Annotated in this window: 13 protein-coding genes; 6 read left to right on the forward strand and 7 right to left on the reverse strand. The window is 55.0% G+C overall.

Annotation, left to right across the window (positions count from 1 at the left end):
- The first annotated feature begins 17 nt into the window (after positions 1–17).
- The gene (gene recJ / locus OEV49_12760) at positions 18–1766 is read left to right on the forward strand and encodes a single-stranded-DNA-specific exonuclease RecJ (GenBank protein ID MDH3891944.1); all 1749 of its coding nucleotides are present in this window, start codon (positions 18–20) and stop codon (positions 1764–1766) included.
- Positions 1767–1768: 2 nt separating this feature from the next.
- The gene (meaB, locus tag OEV49_12765) at positions 1769–2722 is read left to right on the forward strand and encodes a methylmalonyl Co-A mutase-associated GTPase MeaB (protein ID MDH3891945.1); all 954 of its coding nucleotides are present in this window, start codon (positions 1769–1771) and stop codon (positions 2720–2722) included.
- 36 nt (positions 2723–2758) lie between these two features.
- On the opposite strand, the gene OEV49_12770 is transcribed toward meaB, so the two are convergent.
- The 7 genes from OEV49_12770 to OEV49_12800 all read right to left on the reverse strand — a co-directional run bounded on the left by OEV49_12770 (position 2759) and on the right by OEV49_12800 (position 16042).
- The gene (locus OEV49_12770; protein ID MDH3891946.1) at positions 2759–3631 is read right to left on the reverse strand and encodes a chemotaxis protein CheX; all 873 of its coding nucleotides are present in this window, start codon (positions 3629–3631) and stop codon (positions 2759–2761) included.
- A gap of 58 nt (positions 3632–3689) precedes the next feature.
- Entirely contained in the window at positions 3690–4076 is a 387-nt protein-coding gene (locus tag OEV49_12775) for a response regulator (GenBank protein ID MDH3891947.1), read from the reverse strand.
- A gap of 124 nt (positions 4077–4200) precedes the next feature.
- Positions 4201–4644, reverse strand: a complete 444-nt coding sequence (locus OEV49_12780) for a zf-TFIIB domain-containing protein (protein ID MDH3891948.1) — start codon at positions 4642–4644, stop codon at positions 4201–4203.
- A 1-nt stretch (position 4645) separates the two neighbouring features.
- Positions 4646–6193, reverse strand: coding sequence for an NAD(P)H-hydrate dehydratase (locus tag OEV49_12785; GenBank protein MDH3891949.1), 1548 nt, complete (start codon positions 6191–6193; stop codon positions 4646–4648).
- A gap of 17 nt (positions 6194–6210) precedes the next feature.
- Positions 6211–8604, reverse strand: a complete 2394-nt coding sequence (lon, locus tag OEV49_12790; GenBank protein MDH3891950.1) for an endopeptidase La — start codon at positions 8602–8604, stop codon at positions 6211–6213.
- 294 nt (positions 8605–8898) lie between these two features.
- Positions 8899–9951, reverse strand: coding sequence for a YchF family ATPase (locus tag OEV49_12795; protein MDH3891951.1), 1053 nt, complete (start codon positions 9949–9951; stop codon positions 8899–8901).
- 265 nt (positions 9952–10216) lie between these two features.
- Positions 10217–16042: a right-handed parallel beta-helix repeat-containing protein gene (locus tag OEV49_12800; GenBank protein ID MDH3891952.1), complete on the reverse strand. Its 5826-nt coding sequence runs from the start codon at positions 16040–16042 to the stop codon at positions 10217–10219.
- Positions 16043–16327: 285 nt separating this feature from the next.
- Here OEV49_12800 and manB point away from each other — a divergent pair, with 285 nt between their 5' ends.
- The 4 genes from manB (at position 16328) to OEV49_12820 (ending at position 20136) form a co-directional block, all read left to right on the forward strand.
- Positions 16328–17674 carry a phosphomannomutase/phosphoglucomutase gene (gene manB / locus OEV49_12805; GenBank protein MDH3891953.1) on the forward strand — a complete coding sequence of 449 codons (1347 nt, stop codon included), beginning with the start codon at positions 16328–16330 and terminating at the stop codon, positions 17672–17674.
- 4 nt (positions 17675–17678) lie between these two features.
- Entirely contained in the window at positions 17679–18443 is a 765-nt protein-coding gene (locus OEV49_12810) for a response regulator (protein MDH3891954.1), read from the forward strand.
- Between the two features lie 33 nt (positions 18444–18476).
- Positions 18477–19523, forward strand: coding sequence for a glycosyltransferase family 4 protein (locus OEV49_12815; protein ID MDH3891955.1), 1047 nt, complete (start codon positions 18477–18479; stop codon positions 19521–19523).
- Positions 19524–19752: 229 nt separating this feature from the next.
- Entirely contained in the window at positions 19753–20136 is a 384-nt protein-coding gene (locus tag OEV49_12820; protein MDH3891956.1) for a BlaI/MecI/CopY family transcriptional regulator, read from the forward strand.
- Position 20137: the final 1 nt, after the last annotated feature.

Genomic DNA, 20137 nt, shown 5'->3' on the forward strand with positions numbered 1-20137 from the left:
GTAATATGGAGGCTCTGATGAGCTACACAAAACGGATCGCACCCTTGAAATGGGTCCTGGATGATGAGCCGGATGCGGCGCTGATTGCAGGTTTGATTGAGGAGTGCGACCTGCCGGGGCAGGTGGTCAAAGTTCTGGTCAAACGAGGCATTGATAGCGCTGAGACCATCCAACGATTCCTGCGGCCGCAGATGGTCGACCTTCGGGACCCATACGACATGACCAGTATGCGGGAGGGAATCGACCGCGTTACCCAGGCTTTCTGCAATAATGAAAAGATGGTCATCTACGGGGACTACGATGTTGACGGCATTACCGCAACTACTCTTCTGTACATGGTACTGAGCAAGCTGGGTGGCGATGTTATCTTCTACTTGCCGAATCGATTGGTGGAAGGCTACGGTTTGTCAAAGGACGGTATCGATCAAGCTAAAGATGCCGGTGTCTCTCTGATAATCACGGTCGACACCGGGATCACAGCCATCGAAGAAGTGGAGTACGCACGTTCGGTCGGTGTTGATGTGATTGTCACCGACCACCATGAACCGGGCGAGAAGATTCCTGATGCGGTCGCCATTATCAATCCAAAGACCGACGGTGAAAGGTATCCGGACGAACTGTCCGGGGTTGGGGTGGCGTTCAAATTCGCCCAGGCTTTGTATCAATCACACAGTCAGGACGAACGCGATCTGGAAGAACATCTCGACCTGGTTGCCATGGGCACGGCCGCGGATATCGTGCCGCTGGTAGGTGAGAATCGCGTCCTGACCAAGTTCGGCATCCGGCAGATCGCCCGTACTACCAAGCCTGGTCTTAAGTCACTGACTTTTGTTTCAGGGTTGATGGGTAAAGACATCAGCACCGGTCAGGTGGTTTTCATTCTGGCGCCGCGGATCAATGCGCTGGGGCGTCTGGGGGCGGCTGGTGAGGCGGTACGTCTTCTGTCGACACGCGATGAGCAAGTGGCTGCAGAGATCGCTCGCAAATTAGACGAAGAAAACAAGCGGCGTAAGGCTATCGATGAAACCACGCTCAAAGAAGCTCTGGCGCAGATCCAGGAAATAGTTGATCTGGATAACGACCGGGCAATAATTCTGTCCGGTGAAGGTTGGCACCAGGGGGTTATTGGAATTGTCGCCAGTCGTATAGTCGAGCGCTATCATCTGCCGACTATCATGATCTCGGTAACCGACGGTGTCGGCAAAGGTTCGGCGCGCTCGATCCCCGGTTTCCATTTGTGCGAAGCTCTGAAAGAGTGCGAACACCTGTTGATCAAATACGGCGGTCACAAGTATGCTGCCGGACTGTCGATCCGCGACGATCAGATTACAGAATTCCGCGAAGCGTTCAAAAAAGTCTCGATCAAGCATCTCACCAACGAGGACATTGCTCCCAAGCTGCACATAGACCTGGAGATCGAACTCACCGAGATCAACGACGATCTCATGCAGACTTTTGAAGAGTTCTCGCCCTTTGGTCCTCAGAATATGCGACCGGTTTTTCTGACGCGCAACTGCGAGGTCGTGGGTCAGCCCTATATTGTCGGAAAGAACCATCTCAAGATGCGAGTTCGCAAGGGAGACCCGGTCTTTGACGTCATAGGTTTCGGCTTCGGACACATGGCCAGCCTGATCTCGGACAAAGGATGCCTGGTCGACTTAGCATACGTTATTGAATACAACACTTACAACGACGTGACGCGCAAACAACTCAGGTTGAAAGACATCAAACTGACGGCCGGTAATCTGTCCACCGGATTTGCCTAACTATGGAGTTGCTCGACCGATTTTTCTCCGGAGATATCCGGGCACTGTCGCGCCTGATCACTCAGGTTGAGAATCGCCGGGAGGGGTTTCGCAAGCTGCTGGGCGACCTGTCGAAAAAAACCGGCCGGGCCATAAAAATCGGCGTTACGGGACCGCCCGGCGCAGGTAAGTCCACTTTGGTCTACTGTCTGACCTCCCTGCTTTCAGGTGCGGGCACCAAAGTAGGAATCGTTGCCGTCGACCCATCGTCGCCCTTCACCGGTGGAGCCCTGTTGGGAGATCGCGTCCGCATGGGCGAGCTACCCTCAGACGGCCGAGTGTATTTTCGGTCGATGGCCTCACGTGGCGCCACCGGCGGATTGTCGTCGGCTACCGATAACGTGTCGATGGTGCTGGATGCATTTGGATTCGACATTATCCTGATCGAGACGGTAGGCGTGGGCCAGGTCGAACTTGATATTGTCGATGCCTGTGACACGGTCGTGGTGGTAGTTGTGCCGGAGTCCGGCGATGCCGTGCAGACCATGAAAGCCGGACTGATGGAAGTGGCCGACATAATGGTGGTCAACAAGGCGGATCGTCAGGGTGCCGAAAGTTTGGCCGTCGAACTGAAGCACGCGCTACATCTTAGAACATCAACTCAAGATGCTTGGGAGACGAAAGTGGTGACTACTCAGGCGAATCAATCTATCGGTATCGAGAAGTTGCATCAACGCATCAGAGAGCACCTTGAGTTCATAAAGGCCAACGATCATTTTGATCGGCATCGACGATTGCAGGTTCAGAAGAAGATACTGGCTATTCTGAGTCACCGCTTTCGTCGGGAGTTTATTGACCGTTTGGCTGAGCAAGTAGATTTTGATCAGATCGTCGATGATGTCTATCGCGGGCGCTCGGACCCCTACCTGGTGGCCGACGAATTGTATCAGACGTACGCTCGGTCACATCCTTCGTGACCGGGGACCTCTTTTCTTAACGATTAGTCGGTAGAGTTAGTAAGTTGACAGACCGGCACCTGTCATGGCGGGATTGTCTGCGCATTGACGAAGGCAGACATAAACAGCGAAAGCCTCACGGCCACACTCAAACAGCAGTACCTGAACCGGCAGCGTATCATTCTCGGCAATCCGACCTGTGGCTACTCGGCATACTTCGGGAAGAGAGATTTCAACCGACTTGTCCTGCTCCGACATGATTGTCTTGACCTTGCCTGATATCTGGTTGATAATCTCGCCGACACCATCCGGTAAATCTCTGTCGGAGACGGCACCTTCGTCACAACAAGCCATTTGTGCCGACAACCGCCGAGCCAACAAGGTCGACAGGCCAACCGCGAGGCATCCTTGGAGGTGTCCGGATAGCGGCATGAGGGCGCAGACCTCACCCGACAGATGATACTCTTTCCTGGCATAGTTTCCCGTTTGAACGATTTCGACTCCGGCTATTTGTCCCACAACCAATCGCGTCGCCTGAGCTATGACTTGAAGGATATCTTCATCCGGAGAACTCTCCACGCCCACCTTAGTCAGGGCACGTTGGATTTGCCTTCGGACTTGATCGTCATCAAAAGGCGATATCAACATAGTGCAGCTATGATCGATGGGCGTATGTTGACGGTCCAGATCAGTCTGGTCGAGGCTGATAACAATCGGAATATCGCGATACCCGACCAGCGACTTAAACCGCACCATGTTTCTCTTGTGCGAACCGGGGTCGGACCGTTTTTCGATTATCACCAGAGCGCAGTCATCAAGATCGAACGCCTGGCTGCGTTCGATTGCTTCGAAACGGTACTCGTCGGAGAGAATCCGTCTCAATTGGTCGGCCCGCTCTAAGTTTTCGCCTATGTATACCAGTTTCTTCACGATGGCTCTGATTGTCAGAGCTGTCGCCGAGTCATCCGATGGCAGCTTTGAACCAGCGCTATTGTTTCGGGACAGCTTTGAAGTTGGTCAATTCGTTGATTTGTCTGGCCATGTCCTCAGGCTTGAACGGCTTGACCAGATATGAGTTCGCCCCGGCTTTGATCGCCTTAATGACATCTTCTTCGGCACCGTCGGAGGTGGCCATTAGTACGGGGATATGGGCGCAGTCATTCTGCGAACGGATTTTGCACAGTACTTCGTAGCCGTCCATCAACGGCATATTCCAGTCGAGAATGACCAGCGCTATGTCACGTTCGTTTTTTCTGAGTTTGGCCAGTGCCTCGGCGCCGTTCTCTGCTTCGATAGGCTTGAACCCCTGGTCGGTGACGATTTTGGCAATGCCGCGACGGATGAGGGCCGAGTCTTCTGCAATCAGTATTTTCATTGTTGCTCCCTTGAAGCTTCTGTTTGCCTCTACTATCGGCAGATTTCAGGCATAAGTGAGCAGGGTCAGCTTGCTCGAAACGGGGAGTTAGCAAGTAGGGTGGGTCCGTCTTCGGAGCCGCCGATTAGGTTGCATCCACGATCATCTCAACGACCCACCAAACGCCCTCGATAATCACCTGTCCGACACCGTCCACCACCAAATCAGCACCGGTCCCGACGGCTCCCGACGCGTCGGCCGAGTGACTTCGTTGTACAGATGATCTAATCTGCTCAAGTTCGCCCGGGTCAAAAAACATCCCCTTGCAGGCCGAACACCAATCAATCTCGCTGTTACCATACTTAGCTCGGGATAGATGTTGGTAACGACAGGTGGGACACGGGAGCCCGGTGGCTACCCCACCCTTTTCGAGAACAGCCCAAAGCTGTGTTGACTTGTCAAGCTGTGACTTTATCTCGGCCAACTCCAACCACGTTCCGCTGCATCTGTGGCATTGCTTGACGGAAAGATCACTTATCCCGAGATTGCTCATAGGTCCGGAGCATTTTGGACAAACGATCTCAGACATTTCAGCAGCCGAGGGTCTCGTAAGCCTCGCTTAGATACTCAATCAGATCACCGGCGATAACAGAACGCTCTGTCAATTGATCGGCTGCCAGATCACCGGCCAAACCATGGACAAAAACACCGATCAAAGTAGCCTCGATAGCTCTCACGCCCTGAGCCAGAAACGATCCGATCACACCGGTGAGAACGTCACCGGAGCCGCCGGTAGCCATACCTGAGTTACCGGTCGGATTGAGAAAACTCTCGCCATTGGGACCTGCGACGATAGTGGGGCTACCTTTGAGGACAAGAATCACCCGGTGTTCGGTTGCAAACTGTTGGCCCGTTTGGATTCTTTCGTGAATGTCTTCGGGTAAGACGTCAAGGCCGGCCAGTCGACAGAACTCGCCCGGGTGCGGCGTGAGTATCGGAGGTACGTTTTTCTTAGCAAGAACATCCAGATGGCCGACGAGGGCGTTGAGTCCATCGGCATCGACCACCAGTGGTTGTTCAAGGCTTGAAACAAATCTCCTGATCAATTCGGACGTTTCATGATGCGTGCCGACACCCGGTCCGACGGCAACGGCATCATGCTGGGAGGCCAGCTTACGTACTTCACCCAGCCCGCGCAGAGCCAAAGCGCCTTTCCTGGCCACATCGGGCAGCGGCCAGGTGGTGGCCTCCAGCACCGAAGATGCGATCAACGGCAGGGCGGTGTGGGGACAACCCACCTTCGCCATACCGCAACCTGAGCGCAAGGCGCTCTTTGCCGCCATGGCCGCCGCACCGGTCATGCCGACCGATCCTGCCAACAGAAAAAGTTTTCCGAAGTCGCCTTTATGACCGTTCGGCTTGCGTTCAGGGATCAGGCTCGCAACCCGGTCGGGTGTGATAAGGTCCGTCTTCAGATCGAGACTATCCACCACTCCATCAGGGATACCTATCGGCACGGTTATAACCGCCCCGGCCAACTCCCGCCCCGGTGTTACAAACAGACCATATTTGGGAAGAGCCAGCGTGCAGGTATAGTCGGCCCGAACAGCGACACCGTCGTGCTGTCCATTATCGGCGTTGAGTCCGGAAGGCAGGTCGATGGCGATGGTGCATTGGGGTTGAATATTGATATAGTCGATCAACTCAGCCGCCTGACCGCGCGGCGCGCCGGTGAATCCGGTACCGAAGATAGCATCTATGATGTAGTTGGTGTCAAGCTCTGCAGGCAATTGATCGATTGAGTTGAGCTCGTGCATATCGACTCCGACGCCGGCCGCACGGTCAAAATTCAGGCGGGCATCTGCAGGTAACTTGTCCAGCGGACCAAGGAAATAGACGACAACCTTGGCCCCCGCCTGATAGAGACATCGACCAACGACAAAGCCGTCCCCGCCGTTGTTGCCTTTCCCGCAAAATACGGTAACGGTATCACCGGAAGATGCATCGATCACCAGGCTGTTGAGCTTATCAGCGATACCGCGCCCGGCGTTCTCCATCAGTTGATCGCCGGGGATACCTTGATTGTCGATAGTTTCGCGGTCAATCGACCGCATTTGCTCGGCCGTGACGAGCTTCATGAATCATCCTTGATTCTTTATGGTCGACTCTTTTTCTTGCGCCGGGCGGCGGGAGTTGAGTCTTTCGTAGTCGCACTTTCCAATGCAAACTTGACAGCCGGTAATGCTTCGGCGAAGAATTTAAGTTTTACAGCCTTTTTTATTTCCGGCGGCAACTCCGATGAATCTTTGCGGTTTTCTTCCGGCAGCAGTACTGTTTCGACACCTGCTCGATAGGCGGCCAGGAGTTTTTCTTTGAGTCCACCGATCGGCAACAGTTGCCCGCGCAGTGTGATCTCACCGGTCATGGCCAGACATGGCTTGACCGCTCGATTGGTGAAAAGCGAAGCCACCGCAACCAACATGGCAATCCCTGCCGATGGTCCGTCCTTGGGGGTTGCGCCCGACGGCACATGGATGTGAATCTCCCGAGTGTTGAACAGTTCATCGGCAATGTTAAACATGGCCGCGTTGGACCTCAGGAAGGACAGTGCGGCGTGGGCCGACTCTTTCATGACGTCGCCGAGATGCCCGGTCAGAGTCATCTCTCGCTTGCCGGGCATTGACGTGGCTTCTACGAACAGTAATTCGCCACCGACCGCCGTATAGGCCAGCCCCGGCACGACCCCTATTTTTCCCTGGCGGGCCAGGGCCTCACGGATAAACCGTTTTGGTCCCAGGAGCTTGCCGATCGCTTTGTCGTCGACGGTGATTTTTTTCTTGTAGCCGGATGCCACCCGACGGGCCACCTTGCGAGACACAGCGGCGATTTCGCGTTCCAGATTGCGAAGTCCGGCCTCACGCGTGTAACCGTCGATGATTGCCTGAACCGCTTTGTCGGAAATGCTCAGTTGCAAGGGACTGAGACCGTGGTTGTCCAGTTGTTTAGGAATTAGGTGAATCCGCGAGATAGCCAGTTTCTCAATGTCGGTGTAGCCCGGCAGGCGTATGATCTCCATGCGATCACGAAGCACGGCCGGGATTGGATCGAGCCAGTTGGCCGTGGTGATGAACATGATCTTAGAAAGATCGAACGGCAGTTCGAGATAGTGATCGGAGAACGAATCGTTTTGCTCCGGGTCCAACACCTCAAGCAAGGCCGAAGAAGGGTCGCCGCGGAAATCCGAGCCCAGCTTGTCGACCTCGTCGAGCATTATAACCGGGTTGTTGGAGCCGCAACGTTTGATCAACTGAATTACACGGCCCGGCATGGCGCCGATATAGGTGCGCCGGTGACCGCGAATCTCCGCCTCATCACGCATGCCGCCAAGCGACACGCGACCGAACTTGCGCCCCATAGACCGAGCGATCGATTTGCCCAGGGAAGTCTTGCCGACGCCGGGCGGTCCCACGAAACAAAGGATAGGTCCTTTTACATCACTCTTGAGTTTACGGACGGCCAGATGCTCCAGGATGCGATCCTTGACTTTTTCGAGGTCGTGGTGATCCTCATCGAGCACTTTCTTGGCCTCTTTCAGATCGAGTTTGTCATCGGTGCTACTGCTCCAGGGCAAGGTGACCAGCCAGTCGATGTAAGTGCGCGAGACCGTGTACTCAGCCGATGACGGGGCCATGTGTGAGAGCCGATCAAGTTCTTTGCGTGCCACCTGCTCGGCATGGTCGGGCATTCCGGCCGAGGCGATTTTGATCTCGAATTCATCGACATCCGACTTGTCATCGCCGTCGCCAAGCTCCTTTTTTATCGCCTTGAGTTGTTCGCGCAAAATGTAGTCACGCTGCGATTTGCCCAGTTCGTTGGCCGCTTGAGCTTGGATCTTACGCGACAGAGCGAGAACTTCCAACTCCTTGTTCAGAGCCTGATAAAGTCGTTCCATCCGCCTGAACACGTTCAGCTGACACAGCAACCGTTGTTTCTCAGCCAGCGGGATGTTCAAGCTGGAAGCCACGAAGTCGGTCAACTTCGAGGGCGTGTCTTGATTGATCGCGGAAACATGAAACTCTTCGGTCAGATAAGGCGCCAGTTCCGTCAGGCTCTTGATATGTTCAAGAAGGTTGCGCTGAAGCGCTTCGGTCTTGACCGGCTGATCGACGATTTCGTCAAGCTCTTCCACCTTGGCCATGAGGTGAGGCTCAGAAGAAACGAACTTCTTGATTTTTATGCGCGAGAGACCCTGAATCAAAAAGCGCACGCTGCCGTCGGGGAAACGCAGCATTTTGAGAATATTACCGGCCGTTCCGACGTTATGAAGGTCATCCGGTCCTGGGTTTTCCTGTTCCAGGTCTTTCTGCAAAAACAACCCAATGCGTGCGCCGCGCATAAGTGTTTCGTCCAGCATGCGCGTCTGGTCGGCATCCTGGATCATCAACGGGACCACCAGGTATGGATATACGACGGTGCCTCTCAGCGGCAGGATCGATAACACCTGCGTATCCGTTGCTTCTTTCTCCGGCTTGTCTACTACACTTATCAAATCAGCCTCGCATTCGTTTCGTTGCCATTGCCGTGCCTTTAGTACGATATCGGCAGGTCTGCTCAGATTTTGAACACAGCGGTGTTGGTCGGGTTCCCTGTGTTTTTCGCACGCGGTGTCGAGCCACCCCGTTCGACACCGAACTCCCTATCGAATAGCCGTCAGGCGAGTCGCCTGACAGCACCCGCAGGGCAGGGTCTCGCACGTGGTGTTGGGCGACCCCGCCCGACACAGGCAAGCCGACCCATGAATAGGCTTTATCCGCTTTGCATGCCATCACAGCATGAATTCTCCTCAGACATTGAATCGAAACAGAATCACATCGCCGTCCTGGACGATGTAGTCTTTGCCTTCCAGTCTTGTTTTGCCGGCCGCTTTAAGTGCGGCCGGAGTTTTGTACGCTACATAGTCGTCGAACGGCGTTACTTCGGCGCGAATGAAACCACGCTCAATGTCGGTATGAATAGCCCCGGCTGCCCGGTGCGCAATCGTACCTTTGGTGATAGTCCAGGCGCGCACATCCGGTTTGCCGGTGGTGAGAAACGAAATCAGACCCAAAAGCGCATACGATTTGTGTATCACCTTATCCATGGCCGATGATGTCACGCCCATGTCCTCAAAGAAGGCTTGCTGCTCTTCGGGCGGGAGTGTGGCCAGGTCCATCTGAAGTTTGCCGCAGAGCGTGGCCAGTTCGCGCTTGCCCGGCTCGATCACATGTTTGTACTGATTGTAAATCTCATTCTGTTTGGGCAGGTCTTCTTCGGCGATATTGAGCATTATCAGAATCGGCTTGTGCGACAGGAATTGGTAATTGCGGAGAAACCGAGCCTCGACGTCGTTTGACTCAAGGTGCAGGAGCGCTTTGTCGTCCTCCAACAAATCAAGACACTTTTGCAACAGGTCCAGCTCCGTCTGAATTGTCTTGTCACCGGTGAGGGTCATCTTCTTGGTTTTGTTGGCGAGATTGTTTTCCACCACCACTTGATCAGCCAGCATCATCTCGTCATAGAGGTTTTGGATATACTTTTCGGGGTCGGCATCAGGCGAAAAAGCATCGATCACCATAATCAGCGCATCGACATCGCGCAGGTCGTTGGTGACTTTCAACTCAGAACCCTTTTTCCCCTCTCCGGTAAAGCCCGGGGCGTCAAGGAACTCGATTTCGGCGTAGGTCATCTTGTCCGGTTGCGCCAGTTCGGCCAGCCGGTCGACCCGTTCATCGGGTACTTTGATGATCGCGCGGTGCGACGCTTGCGAGTAATCGCCGACCGCCTCATGCTGTCCGGCGGCGGCGTTGAAAACGGTTGTCTTGCCGCACTGCGGTTTGCCTATGATACCCAGTTTCATGCCGGGAAAGTACACCAAGCAGTGGGTGATAGCAAGGAAGATGTTGGGGGGGAGCCGTCAGCCATGGGTGGCCGTCTCAGCTAAAACTGTAGGTCGAAACCCCTGACCCGAAGGGGTCGCGAAGCGGGGTTTCGACCTACAAGAGTTCATGGTTCGACTCCGCTCACCATGAGGTTGTTGAGCGTGTAGCGCATGAGAGCCATTTATGGCCGCGTAGCGCATGAGAGCCATTTATGGCCGCGAAGAGCAAAAAAGTGGCTTGCCACTACTTCCCGCACGGTGGGGGGGCGGGACCACCGGTAAAGGCGTAATCAACAATGTAAACCAGGTCGCTGATGTCGATTGCGCCGAGGCCGTTGACATCACCCTCTTCCATACAAGGTGGCGGCGGGCCGCCAGTGAACATGTAGTCGACCAGATAGACCAAATCCGATATGTCAATATTCGGCGCGCCGTCGTGATTAATGTCACCGCGCGTGATGCAACAATCGCCACAGCCCTGTCCGTACAATCCCATCTGGGCGTTGCAGCTATTGCCCGCCGGCAGGCAGGGTGACTCGCCGGCCAGGCTGAAGTTTCCGCCGGCGGCATCGCAGAACAATGGATCGGCTGAGATGTTGCCCCACTCGTCGCCGGGCGAGGGCAGACCGGCGTCCCAGTTTCCGCCGGGGTTGCCGAAGGAGTTGCTGCAAAAGACAATTGTGTCATACGTACTCCAGTCGGCCCAGACTCCCTTATCCTCATTGAACGCAAAGATGCAATTGGAGACAATGAGATTGCCGTAACGATCCTTGTCCTGGGACGGTTTACTTTCTTTTGGGAAGTTCCACATCCAAAACAGGCCGGTCTCATTGCCGACTATGGTGCTTGAATATAGCTCAAGATCATCGAACATGGTGTAGGCGTACACTCCATATCGACCGTTACCCTGAACCAGGCAACTGTCCAGCCGGATTTCACCGGAGTACGGAACCGAGATACCGGACGAGTCGTTGTTTGAAACCTCGCAACGCATCAGTTCCACTCGGCCTCCATAGATGGAGACTCCGTCGCTGTTGTTGGTTATCTTGCAGTCTATCAGACGAGGTCTGGAGAACCAGTCAAAAGTGAACAGGCCGGGGCCGTAATTGTTGGTGATTTCGCAGTTGCGAATAGTCGGGGAAGCTGAATCGCAAGAGACGGCGCCGTATAAGAACCATGAAACAGAATCGCCCACAGCCCCTTCGATTCGGAAACCGTCAATAATGGTGGTTGAATCCTCGCCGCCGGTAAGCCAGAACCCGATGTGCGGCTCTTCAAACGTACCGTCGACGGAAATCAGCGTCACCGACGGCCCGCCCTCTGAAATGACTGTGATCCCTTTTCCCTGAGTGTCCAGATCACGGTTGCCGTCTCCCGTGTAAGTTCCGGCCGCTACCAGTACGGTGTCGGTAATGGAGGCCGAGTCAATCGCCGCCTGAATGGTGGGAGCGTCACCGCTGCCGTCCGCTTTGACATACCACACGCGACTGGCGTCGCACGCATCACCCACACCATCACCGTCGGAGTCAGCCTGATTGGCGTTGGCCACAGTCGAGCAGTTGTCCATGATGTCGGCGATGCCGTCGAAATCGGTGTCGGCGGGAGAGTCGCAGAAAGGCACGACATCGTATGCGCCGATCAGTGTCCCACATGAATTGAGCGGGCTGTATGCCGCGCACGGTGAGAGGTCGTCAAGTTCGAAGGTGATATGCGTCGTGTCACAGAATAGCGGGTTGAACGAGATGTTGCCGTTCTCGTCGCCGGAGAATGCACTCGAATTGAAATCCTGGACAGGATTGCCGAAAGCATCGTTACATCGGTAGGCCACCAGTCCACCCCAAAACTGCGATGAGAAACCATAGGAACCGTTGAAAGCGGTGATGCAATTGGTGATGACAAGAGTGTCGGCCTGGAGTTTCGGATTGGTTTTTGGTGGGTCTATCTCGAAGTGGAAACCGCCATTCAGGTTTTCAACAACCGTGCAATTGGCAATGTAGCCGGTGAGTCCGGAGTAGGCTACGATGCCGTGTCCTTCATTGTCGTAGACCAGTGTTCCCGACATGAACAGCTCGGTCGGCGGGTGGACCATCGATCCTCCAATGACACCGTCACCCGCGTTGCCCGAAATCTCGCAGTCGGTCAGGTAGGCCATGCCGTAGTTGCCGCACTGATAGCCGGGGCCGTCGTTGTTGAGAATCCGACAATCGCGAATAATCGGCGAGCCGCCATAACAAAGAACAGCCGCCACCACCGGCCAGCTACCCGTGTATGCCCCCGTAATCGTGAAGCCCTCCACCACCGAAGTCGAATCTTCATTGGTGTGGAAGTAGAATGCCTGGTGCGGTTCCGAGACGCTGCCCTCACAGTCAATAGTGGTTGCATAGGGGCCGTTTTCGGAGATCACAACGACGTTCTTGCCGCCGAAATCAATGTCACGGTTACCGTCGCCGGTGAAGGTGCCCGGCGCACAGATAATAGTATCCCGCTCGGAAGCAATATCGACCGCCGCCTGTATCGTAGGCGCCGCGCCGGAACCGTCCGGTAGGACATACCATGCCATAATGTTATCACAACTATCCCCCACGCCGTCGTGGTCGGAATCTATCTGCAAAGGATTGTAGTCATCGGGACAGTTGTCGTTAACATCGGCCACCAGGTCAAGGTCGCTGTCGAGAGCACCGGAACACTGAACCCAAAAGGCACCGATGAGCGAGCCGCACGTGTTCAGCACATGACCGGGCGCGCACGGGGACAGAGCATCGAGCAGATAGTTTTGATTGGCCGTGTCGCACAGCAGCGGATCGGTGGACAAGTTTCCGAACTCGTCGCCGGGACCGAAGCCGACATCCGGCCAGTCACCGCCGGGGTTTCCGAAAGAGTTGTTGCAGGCAAAATCGGCAAAGGGCATTCCGATACAGTCAACCCCCCTATAGTAGTTGAAAGCGCACAAGTTATTGGAGAACAATGCCAGCCTGTCTTCATCGCCGTCTTTGGGCGCTTCCCAGCCGTATGAGATGCCGGTGCTGTTGGCGATAAAAGTGTTGTTGTTCACCTCACAACCACCCTGGGAACCGAGCATGATGTACACGCCCGAATTCCAGTTGTGGTGGACATTACATTCGGACATCCTGAGATATCCCGACCAGATCACCCATACCGAACCTGAGTCGTTGTATGATATTTCCGAGTGAGTGATATTGACATTTCCCACGTATGCGACCACAGCGTGGCCATTGTTGTTTGAGATGAAACAACTGTCCAGGCGCAGGCCGCCGCCCAGTTCCGGGAACATGTTGTTATTGCACCAAACCGCGTTGCCGTAGTTGCCGGTGATTTTGCAATTGACTATCGCCGGGGCCGAGAGAGTACAGGTGACGGCTCCTGTACTGCCGTAAACACTAAAGCTTGAGAATGCACCGGTGATGGTGAAGCCGTTTACTATTGACAGCGAATCCTCACCGCTGTGAAAGTTGAAGGCCTGGTGTGGATCGGGGCCGGTCCCTTCGCAGTCGATTGTGGTTACGTCAGGACCGTCCTCGGAGACAAGCGTGACCATTGTACCGCCGAAGTCGAGGTCGCGGTTGCCGTCCCCTGTGTAGGTTCCCGCCGCGCACCAAATGGTGTCGAAGTGTTGCGATGAGTCCAACGCAACCTGTATGGTCGGCCAGTCACCGCTTCCATCCGGCTTGAGGTACCATACCCGGGTGGTGTCGCACAGATCGCCGATGCCGTCCAGGTCGATATCGGTTTGATCGGGATTGTATACTTCCGGACAGTTGTCCATAATGTCGGCGATACCGTCTGAGTCAGTGTCGGCAGGGGAGTTGCACCCGGCCACGACATCGTAGGCGCCGATCAGCGTACCGCATGAGTTCAGCGGACTGCCGGCGGCGCATGGAGAGAGGTCATCAAGTTGATAGGTGAGAAAAGTCGTGTCGCAGAACAAAGGATCGAATGAGATATTCCCCACCGTGTCACTGCCCAGTCCGGTGGACCAGGCCGGCCAATCACCCAATGTATTTCCATACGAATTGTTGCAATGGACGCCCCAGTAAATGCCCACACCACCCTGTTCTATACCGCTGCCCTGGTTGAAGGCTACCACGTTGTTGTGGAGCATCTTCAATCCACGGCTTTCTCCATCTTTGGGAGGATCCTCATAAAAGTTGATACCGTCACCAGCGTTTGACACAATGGTGCTGTTGGTGATCTGAAAATTCGCCCCCAGGCTGATGTTCAGTTCTATTCCCGCTTGCCCATTGTTGTCCACCAGCACCTCGGACATCCAGAGAGAGCTGCGCCCCCAAGCCTGAATGCCGCCCGAATCGTTCTGAGAAACCACCGACCGCTGAACACTGACCGAGGCCACACTCATGACAATGCCAAGACCCTGGTTCCCATAGATACTGCAACTGTCCAGGTGTACCGACGAATCAGGATCGGAGGATTCCCCAAAACGGCAGTTGATCCCGTTGCCGGTATTGCCGGTTATTTCGCAACCGACGATGGTCGGGGTAGCCATAGAACAGATAACAGCGCCTCCGCCGCCGAACCATGAGTAATCCCAAAAGCTGTTTGTTATTGTGAGTCCACGCACCCGTGATAGTGAATCCTCGCCGTTGTGAAAATGAAATCCGTGATGTGGGTCGATGCCGGTCCCTTCACAGTCAATGATCGTCACCGATGGTCCGCTCTCGGATGTCAGCACAATCTTCTTGCCGAGAAAATCCAGGTCGCGGTTGCCGTTGCCGGTATAGGTGCCCGCTGCACACAACACTGTGTCGAAATCAGCAGCCGAATCAATGGCCACCTGGATGGTCGGCACATCACCTGTACCATCGGCTTTGACATACCAGACGGCGGCCGGGTCGCAGGAGTCGCCAAGTCCGTCCTGATCGTAATCTTCCTGTAAGGGGTTGAAGTCACCGGGGCAGTTATCCATTTCATCCACCCAACCATCGCCGTCACTGTCGGTGTAGTTTTCACAGACCGGACTGCCGGCGCCGATCTGTAAGGCACAATCGTTGAGCGGGTGCGTTGAAGCGCACGGCGAGAGAAGGTCGATAGAGATGTTGTCGTTGGCGGTATCACAGAAAAGCGGATCGAGCGACAGGTTTCCGAAAGCATCTTCCGGGCCGAAGGCCGAGAATTGTCCCCAATCATCCCCTGAGTTGCCGAAAGAATTGCAGCACGCAACGTCACTGAAGTCGAGCAGGCCGTCGGCGATAATACCCGCACCGTTGTTGAACGCGACCAATGTCTGATTGAGCGAATAAGTATTATCCCTGGCGCCGTTTTTTGGTGCTTCATGAAAGAAGTGGACGCCGTGGCCGTTGTTGCCGAACACAGTCGTTCGGTCAATGATGAAATCAGAGGGGCTGTACACATTGGCTATGCATCCCCCGCCACCGTTGCGATATACCACCGATTGCGAAACGTTCAAGGTTCCCTGCCACATCAGCACGATGCCGCTTGAGTCGTTGTCGGACACCTCACACCGAGAGAGTTTCGCGCGGCCCTGAGCAGATACCACGCCGTTGCCGTCGTTGTTGGAAACAACACAGCTATCTATCTGCACACCGGAGCCGTACTGTCCGTCCATATTGTGGTAGGCATAAATCCCGTTTCCGGTGTTGCCGGTGATCACACAGTTGACGATAGCCGGGGCGGAAGAACTACACTGCACGATCCCGCCGTCATCCGGCCAGGGATCGTCGTACCACCAGCCGTTGGTCATGGTAAACCCGTGTACACGGGCCAGTGAATCCTCGCCGTTGTGAAAGCGGATAGCCTGATGCGGCTCCGACACCGATCCACCGCAGTCGATAGTGGTGACCGCCGGTCCCCCGCTGGAGCGCAGGACAATCAGTTTGCCGTCGAAATCAAGATCGCGGTTGCCCACTCCGGCATAGGTCCCGGGGGCGACTAGGACTGTGTCGAAGTCGGCCGTTCCGTCGATACCCGCCTGAATTGTTGCTGAGTCGCCCGGAACATTGATGGTGTTGGCAAGAGCGCCGGCCCCCATGCAGGTTACTGCGATTAGTCCTATAACAAGTCGGTGACACCTCATCCGTCCAATCCTCCTGCTTGCTGAAGTGCGGAGAGCTTTCCGCACTTAACTCTGGAGAGAATCCCGTTTCTCCTGGTATTTTCGTTTATGGCCTTGATCACCATTGGAGTATCTTCGTGTACCTGTGGTCAATATACGCTGTATTCAAAACATGTCAAGCAGACACCACGTTTGGCTGCCGATACTGGAGGCGGTTGGTGGGAATTTCCCCAAAGCCCTGACCGTGCCAGTTTTAATTGACGGCGTTCCGAAACGGCTGTAGTTTGGTACTGAAGGAGTTGAGTTGTGCATATCGATCCATCTATATTCAAAGCCTACGACATTCGAGGCACCGTTCCGGACCAGTTGAACCCTGAAGATGCCGGACACATCGGGAGCGCTCTGGCCGGTTTTCTGAAACCGAAGAGTATCGCCGTGGGGCGTGACATGCGCCTCTCGTCCGATGAGATATTCGAACACTTCACACGAGGCATCAACGATGCCGGAGTGGACGTGGTCGATCTGGGTCTTTGCTCCACCGATGGGCTCTATTTCGCCGTCGGTAAGTTCGGCTACGACGCCGGCGTGATGATCACGGCCAGCCACAATCCGAAAGAGTATAACGGCCTCAAGATATGTCGCAAGAATGCGGAACCACTCTCCGGACAGGAAGGTCTGCAACAGATTCTAAAAATCATCCAGACGACCGATGAATTCAAACGGTCACCGTCGCGGGGGATGATGGTGCGCCGGGAGATCGGCGAGGAGTACGCCGAGCACTGTCTGTCGTTCATCGATCCATCGGTACTGAAACCGTATCGAATCGTGATCGACGCCGGCAACGGCATGGCCGGTGCAACCCTGCCGCCGGTGTTGGATCAACTGCCGGTCATCGATGTCGTGCCAATGTACTTCGATCTCGACGGCAGTTTTCCAAACCATCCCGCTTCGCCTATCGAGGTTGAAAACCTTGCCGATTTGCAGAAAAAAGTCGCCCAGGTTGATGCCGATTTCGGAGTCGCCTTCGACGGCGACGCCGACCGTGTGTTTCTTATAGACAAATTCGGTACGCCACTCGGTGGTGATGTTGTTACCGCTCTGGTGGCCAAGTCACTTCTGTCCAGGACACCCGATGAGACCATTCTGTACAATCTGATCTGTTCTCGGGCGGTGCCTGAGCTGGTCACGCGGCTGGGCGGCGCACCTGTTCGCACGAGGGTAGGGCATGCTTTTATCAAACCCCTGATGAAACAACACAACGCCATTTTTGGTGGTGAACATTCAGGTCACTTTTATTTCCGCGATAACTGGTTTGCGGATTCCGGGCTGATTGCGTTCTTGGTTTGTCTGGAGTTGATTTCAAAAGAAGACCGGCCCCTGCATGAAATGGTCAAGGAGATCGATCCCTATTTTCGTTCCGGTGAAATCAACAGCCGGGTCCAGTCGATCCCGGACAAACTCGAAGCGGTGGCTCTGGCTTTTTCGGAGGGTGAAGCGGACCACGAAGACGGACTGACCGTTCAGTACGATGATTTCTGGTTCAACCTTCGCCCCTCCAACACCGAGCCGCTGTTGAGATTGAACATAGAGGCCGACAACCGGAAACTACTCGAAGAGACCACCACCAAGCTCCTCGAAATCATCAGGGTGTAATATAATGAACGATGCCCGCGCCAACATTCTTATCGTCGATGATGACACGCATTTGCTCGATCTGTTGGTCGACACACTGGTCGGCATCGGCTATCAGGCCACCGGCGTTCCGGGGGGTATCCAGGCGTTGGAAAAACTGAAAGCTGAGACGTTTGACCTGATGATTTCGGATATCAAGATGCCCGGCCTGGACGGGCTCGGTCTGCTCAAAAAGGTCCGTCGCTACTACCCCCGCTTGCCGGTCTTGTTCATCACCGGCTTCGCTACCGCCGAGATGATCGGGCGCGCTTCGGCTGACGGCTTCCTGGCCAAACCGTTCAGGATATCACATATCGAAGAGCTGATCGAAGACACGCTCTCAGGCAAGCTGGAGAAGATAGCTACCCCCCTCAAGCGTATCCTGGTGGTCGATGACGACGACACTTTCAGAGAAACCCTCACCTCGATGCTGCGCGCGCACGACTACATCCCCGTCTCGGCCTCCAGCGCCGCCGATGCGCTTAAGGAACTGGACAACGGGGATGTCGACGCCGTGATTTCCGATATCAGAATGCCGGACACCGACGGTATCACACTGATGCAGAAGATCAAACAGAAGAATCCGGAGATGCCGGTGATTCTCATCACGGGATTTATGTCGACCCTTGAGCCGGGCGCCGACTCTCTGTCGTCCACGCCCGACGGTTTTTTGCAGAAGCCGTTCAAAGTCGAGAAGATCATCAAACTGCTCAACGAACTCTCCACCGCAACTACCGGCAGCACCGGGTAGGCAAAAGATGCGGCCTGCTGCATTCACCGTGTTATGATCCGCGCCGCTTACGATGTCACCGCCCTGGGCGACTCGCTGCACGGTGGGATCGCGCAGGTGTGCTATCAAACACTCCTGGCCGCCGACCAACATCCCGACATAGCAGCCGATGGTTTCTATCGAGCTAATCGACCGGCCGAGAACCTCAAGGAGGAAGTGCCCCTGCGTAAGTTGGGGCTAACCACCGGCTGGCGAGTGAAACCGTTTGACATTGTGCATGGTCTCTGTCATCGTCTGCCGCGGCTGCGCGGTGGTCGCACCGTGTACACTCTTCACGACGTCTGGAGTTTGTATCCCAACAAGTACCAAAGCGCAGGATTCCAGAAGAAGATAGGTCCTCGCATGCGGCGTGAATTGATCGCCGCCGATTGCATCATCACCGACAGTGAAACGACACGCGACAATTTGCTCAACCTCGATTTGGTACTACCGGAGAAGGTCCATGTCTCGCATCTCGGTGTCACTATGCCCGCAACGGAGGTAGGTATCCACCCGGACACAGACATTACAGAAGCGATAGGCGACCGGTATGTACTCTTTGTTGGACGGCTGGAATATCGCAAGAACCTGCCGCACGTGATTGAGGCGGTGCGCGAGATGCCGTCGATGCATCTCGTGCTGGTCGGGGAACCCGGTTTTGGCTACGACGAAGTAAAGATGCATCTTGCCCAAATGGACAGTGATCGGTTACACCTGTTCGACCAAATATCTGATGTGCAGATGGCCGATCTATATTCGAACGCCGTCGCGACGCTGTTACCGTCGTGGGAGGAGGGGTTCGGGCTGCCGATTTTGGAAGCGATGAGTCATGGGTCGCCGGTGATAACATGCGACCGATCCGCCTCGGCGGAAGTGGCCGGACAAGCCGCGGTATTGGTCGACCCGACCGACCCGGCGGCCAGCCGTGATGCGATCATCCGCATGCTCGATGACTCCGAGTTCCGCTCGATGCTGATTGCCGCTGGGCGCGAACGGGCTGCTGGGTTCACATGGGTGCTTTACTTCGAGCGGGTGGTTGAGGTGTATGAGTCGATCTTGTAGGGCGGACCCGAGGCAGATGAGGACGTCTGCCTTCAGATCGCGCGGGCAGGCATTGTCTGCTTCACCGGTGGCCGAGTCTGAAGACTCGACCACCACGTATGACAACACGGGCACCTCCCACCAAAAAACCGGCGAAAAACTAATTAATTAGTTGAACTTTCCGCCAAACTCCCGTATACTATTCTTAGATGTCTTAATTCTTTAAGAGTAAACGAAAGGTCAATCCAATATGGCTCGAAAAAAGGCGCCCACCCTGACCGAAGCAGAACTCAAGATAATGAGTCTGGTCTGGGAACAGGGAGAGGCAACAGTGTCCGGCGTGATCCAGGCAATGCCCAAAGAAAAACGGCCGGCCTACAACACCGTGTTGACCATCATGCGAATCCTCGAAACCAAGGGCTACCTGCGCCATGTCAAAGAAGGCCGCGCCCATGTGTATCGTCCCATCGTGTCGCAAAACCAGGCTCGCAGCAAGGCGGTGCGGCACATAGTAGCGAGTTTTTTCGATAATTCTCCGGAGCAGCTTCTGTTGAGTATTCTTGAGAATGAGAAACTGAGTCCCGCTGAAATCGCGAGGCTTCAGCAAATGATAGCATCAAACAAGCAGGCATAAC

The sequence above is a fragment of the Candidatus Zixiibacteriota bacterium genome, assembly GCA_029860345.1.
Lineage (GTDB): Bacteria > Zixibacteria > MSB-5A5 > GN15 > FEB-12 > JAJRTA01.

Bases quoted from the DNA above. Each gene is read 5' to 3' on its own strand.
- recJ (MDH3891944.1), top strand. From the start codon at position 18: ATGAGCTACACAAAACGGATCGCACCCTTGAAATGGGTCCTGGATGAT.
- meaB (MDH3891945.1), top strand. From the start codon at position 1,769: ATGGAGTTGCTCGACCGATTTTTCTCCGGAGATATCCGGGCACTGTCG.
- OEV49_12775 (MDH3891947.1), bottom strand. From the start codon at position 4,076: ATGAAAATACTGATTGCAGAAGACTCGGCCCTCATCCGTCGCGGCATT.
- OEV49_12780 (MDH3891948.1), bottom strand. From the start codon at position 4,644: ATGTCTGAGATCGTTTGTCCAAAATGCTCCGGACCTATGAGCAATCTC.
- OEV49_12785 (MDH3891949.1), bottom strand. From the start codon at position 6,193: ATGAAGCTCGTCACGGCCGAGCAAATGCGGTCGATTGACCGCGAAACT.
- OEV49_12795 (MDH3891951.1), bottom strand. From the start codon at position 9,951: ATGAAACTGGGTATCATAGGCAAACCGCAGTGCGGCAAGACAACCGTT.
- OEV49_12800 (MDH3891952.1), bottom strand. From the start codon at position 16,042: ATGAGGTGTCACCGACTTGTTATAGGACTAATCGCAGTAACCTGCATG.
- OEV49_12810 (MDH3891954.1), top strand. From the start codon at position 17,679: ATGAACGATGCCCGCGCCAACATTCTTATCGTCGATGATGACACGCAT.
- OEV49_12815 (MDH3891955.1), top strand. From the start codon at position 18,477: ATGATCCGCGCCGCTTACGATGTCACCGCCCTGGGCGACTCGCTGCAC.
- OEV49_12820 (MDH3891956.1), top strand. From the start codon at position 19,753: ATGGCTCGAAAAAAGGCGCCCACCCTGACCGAAGCAGAACTCAAGATA.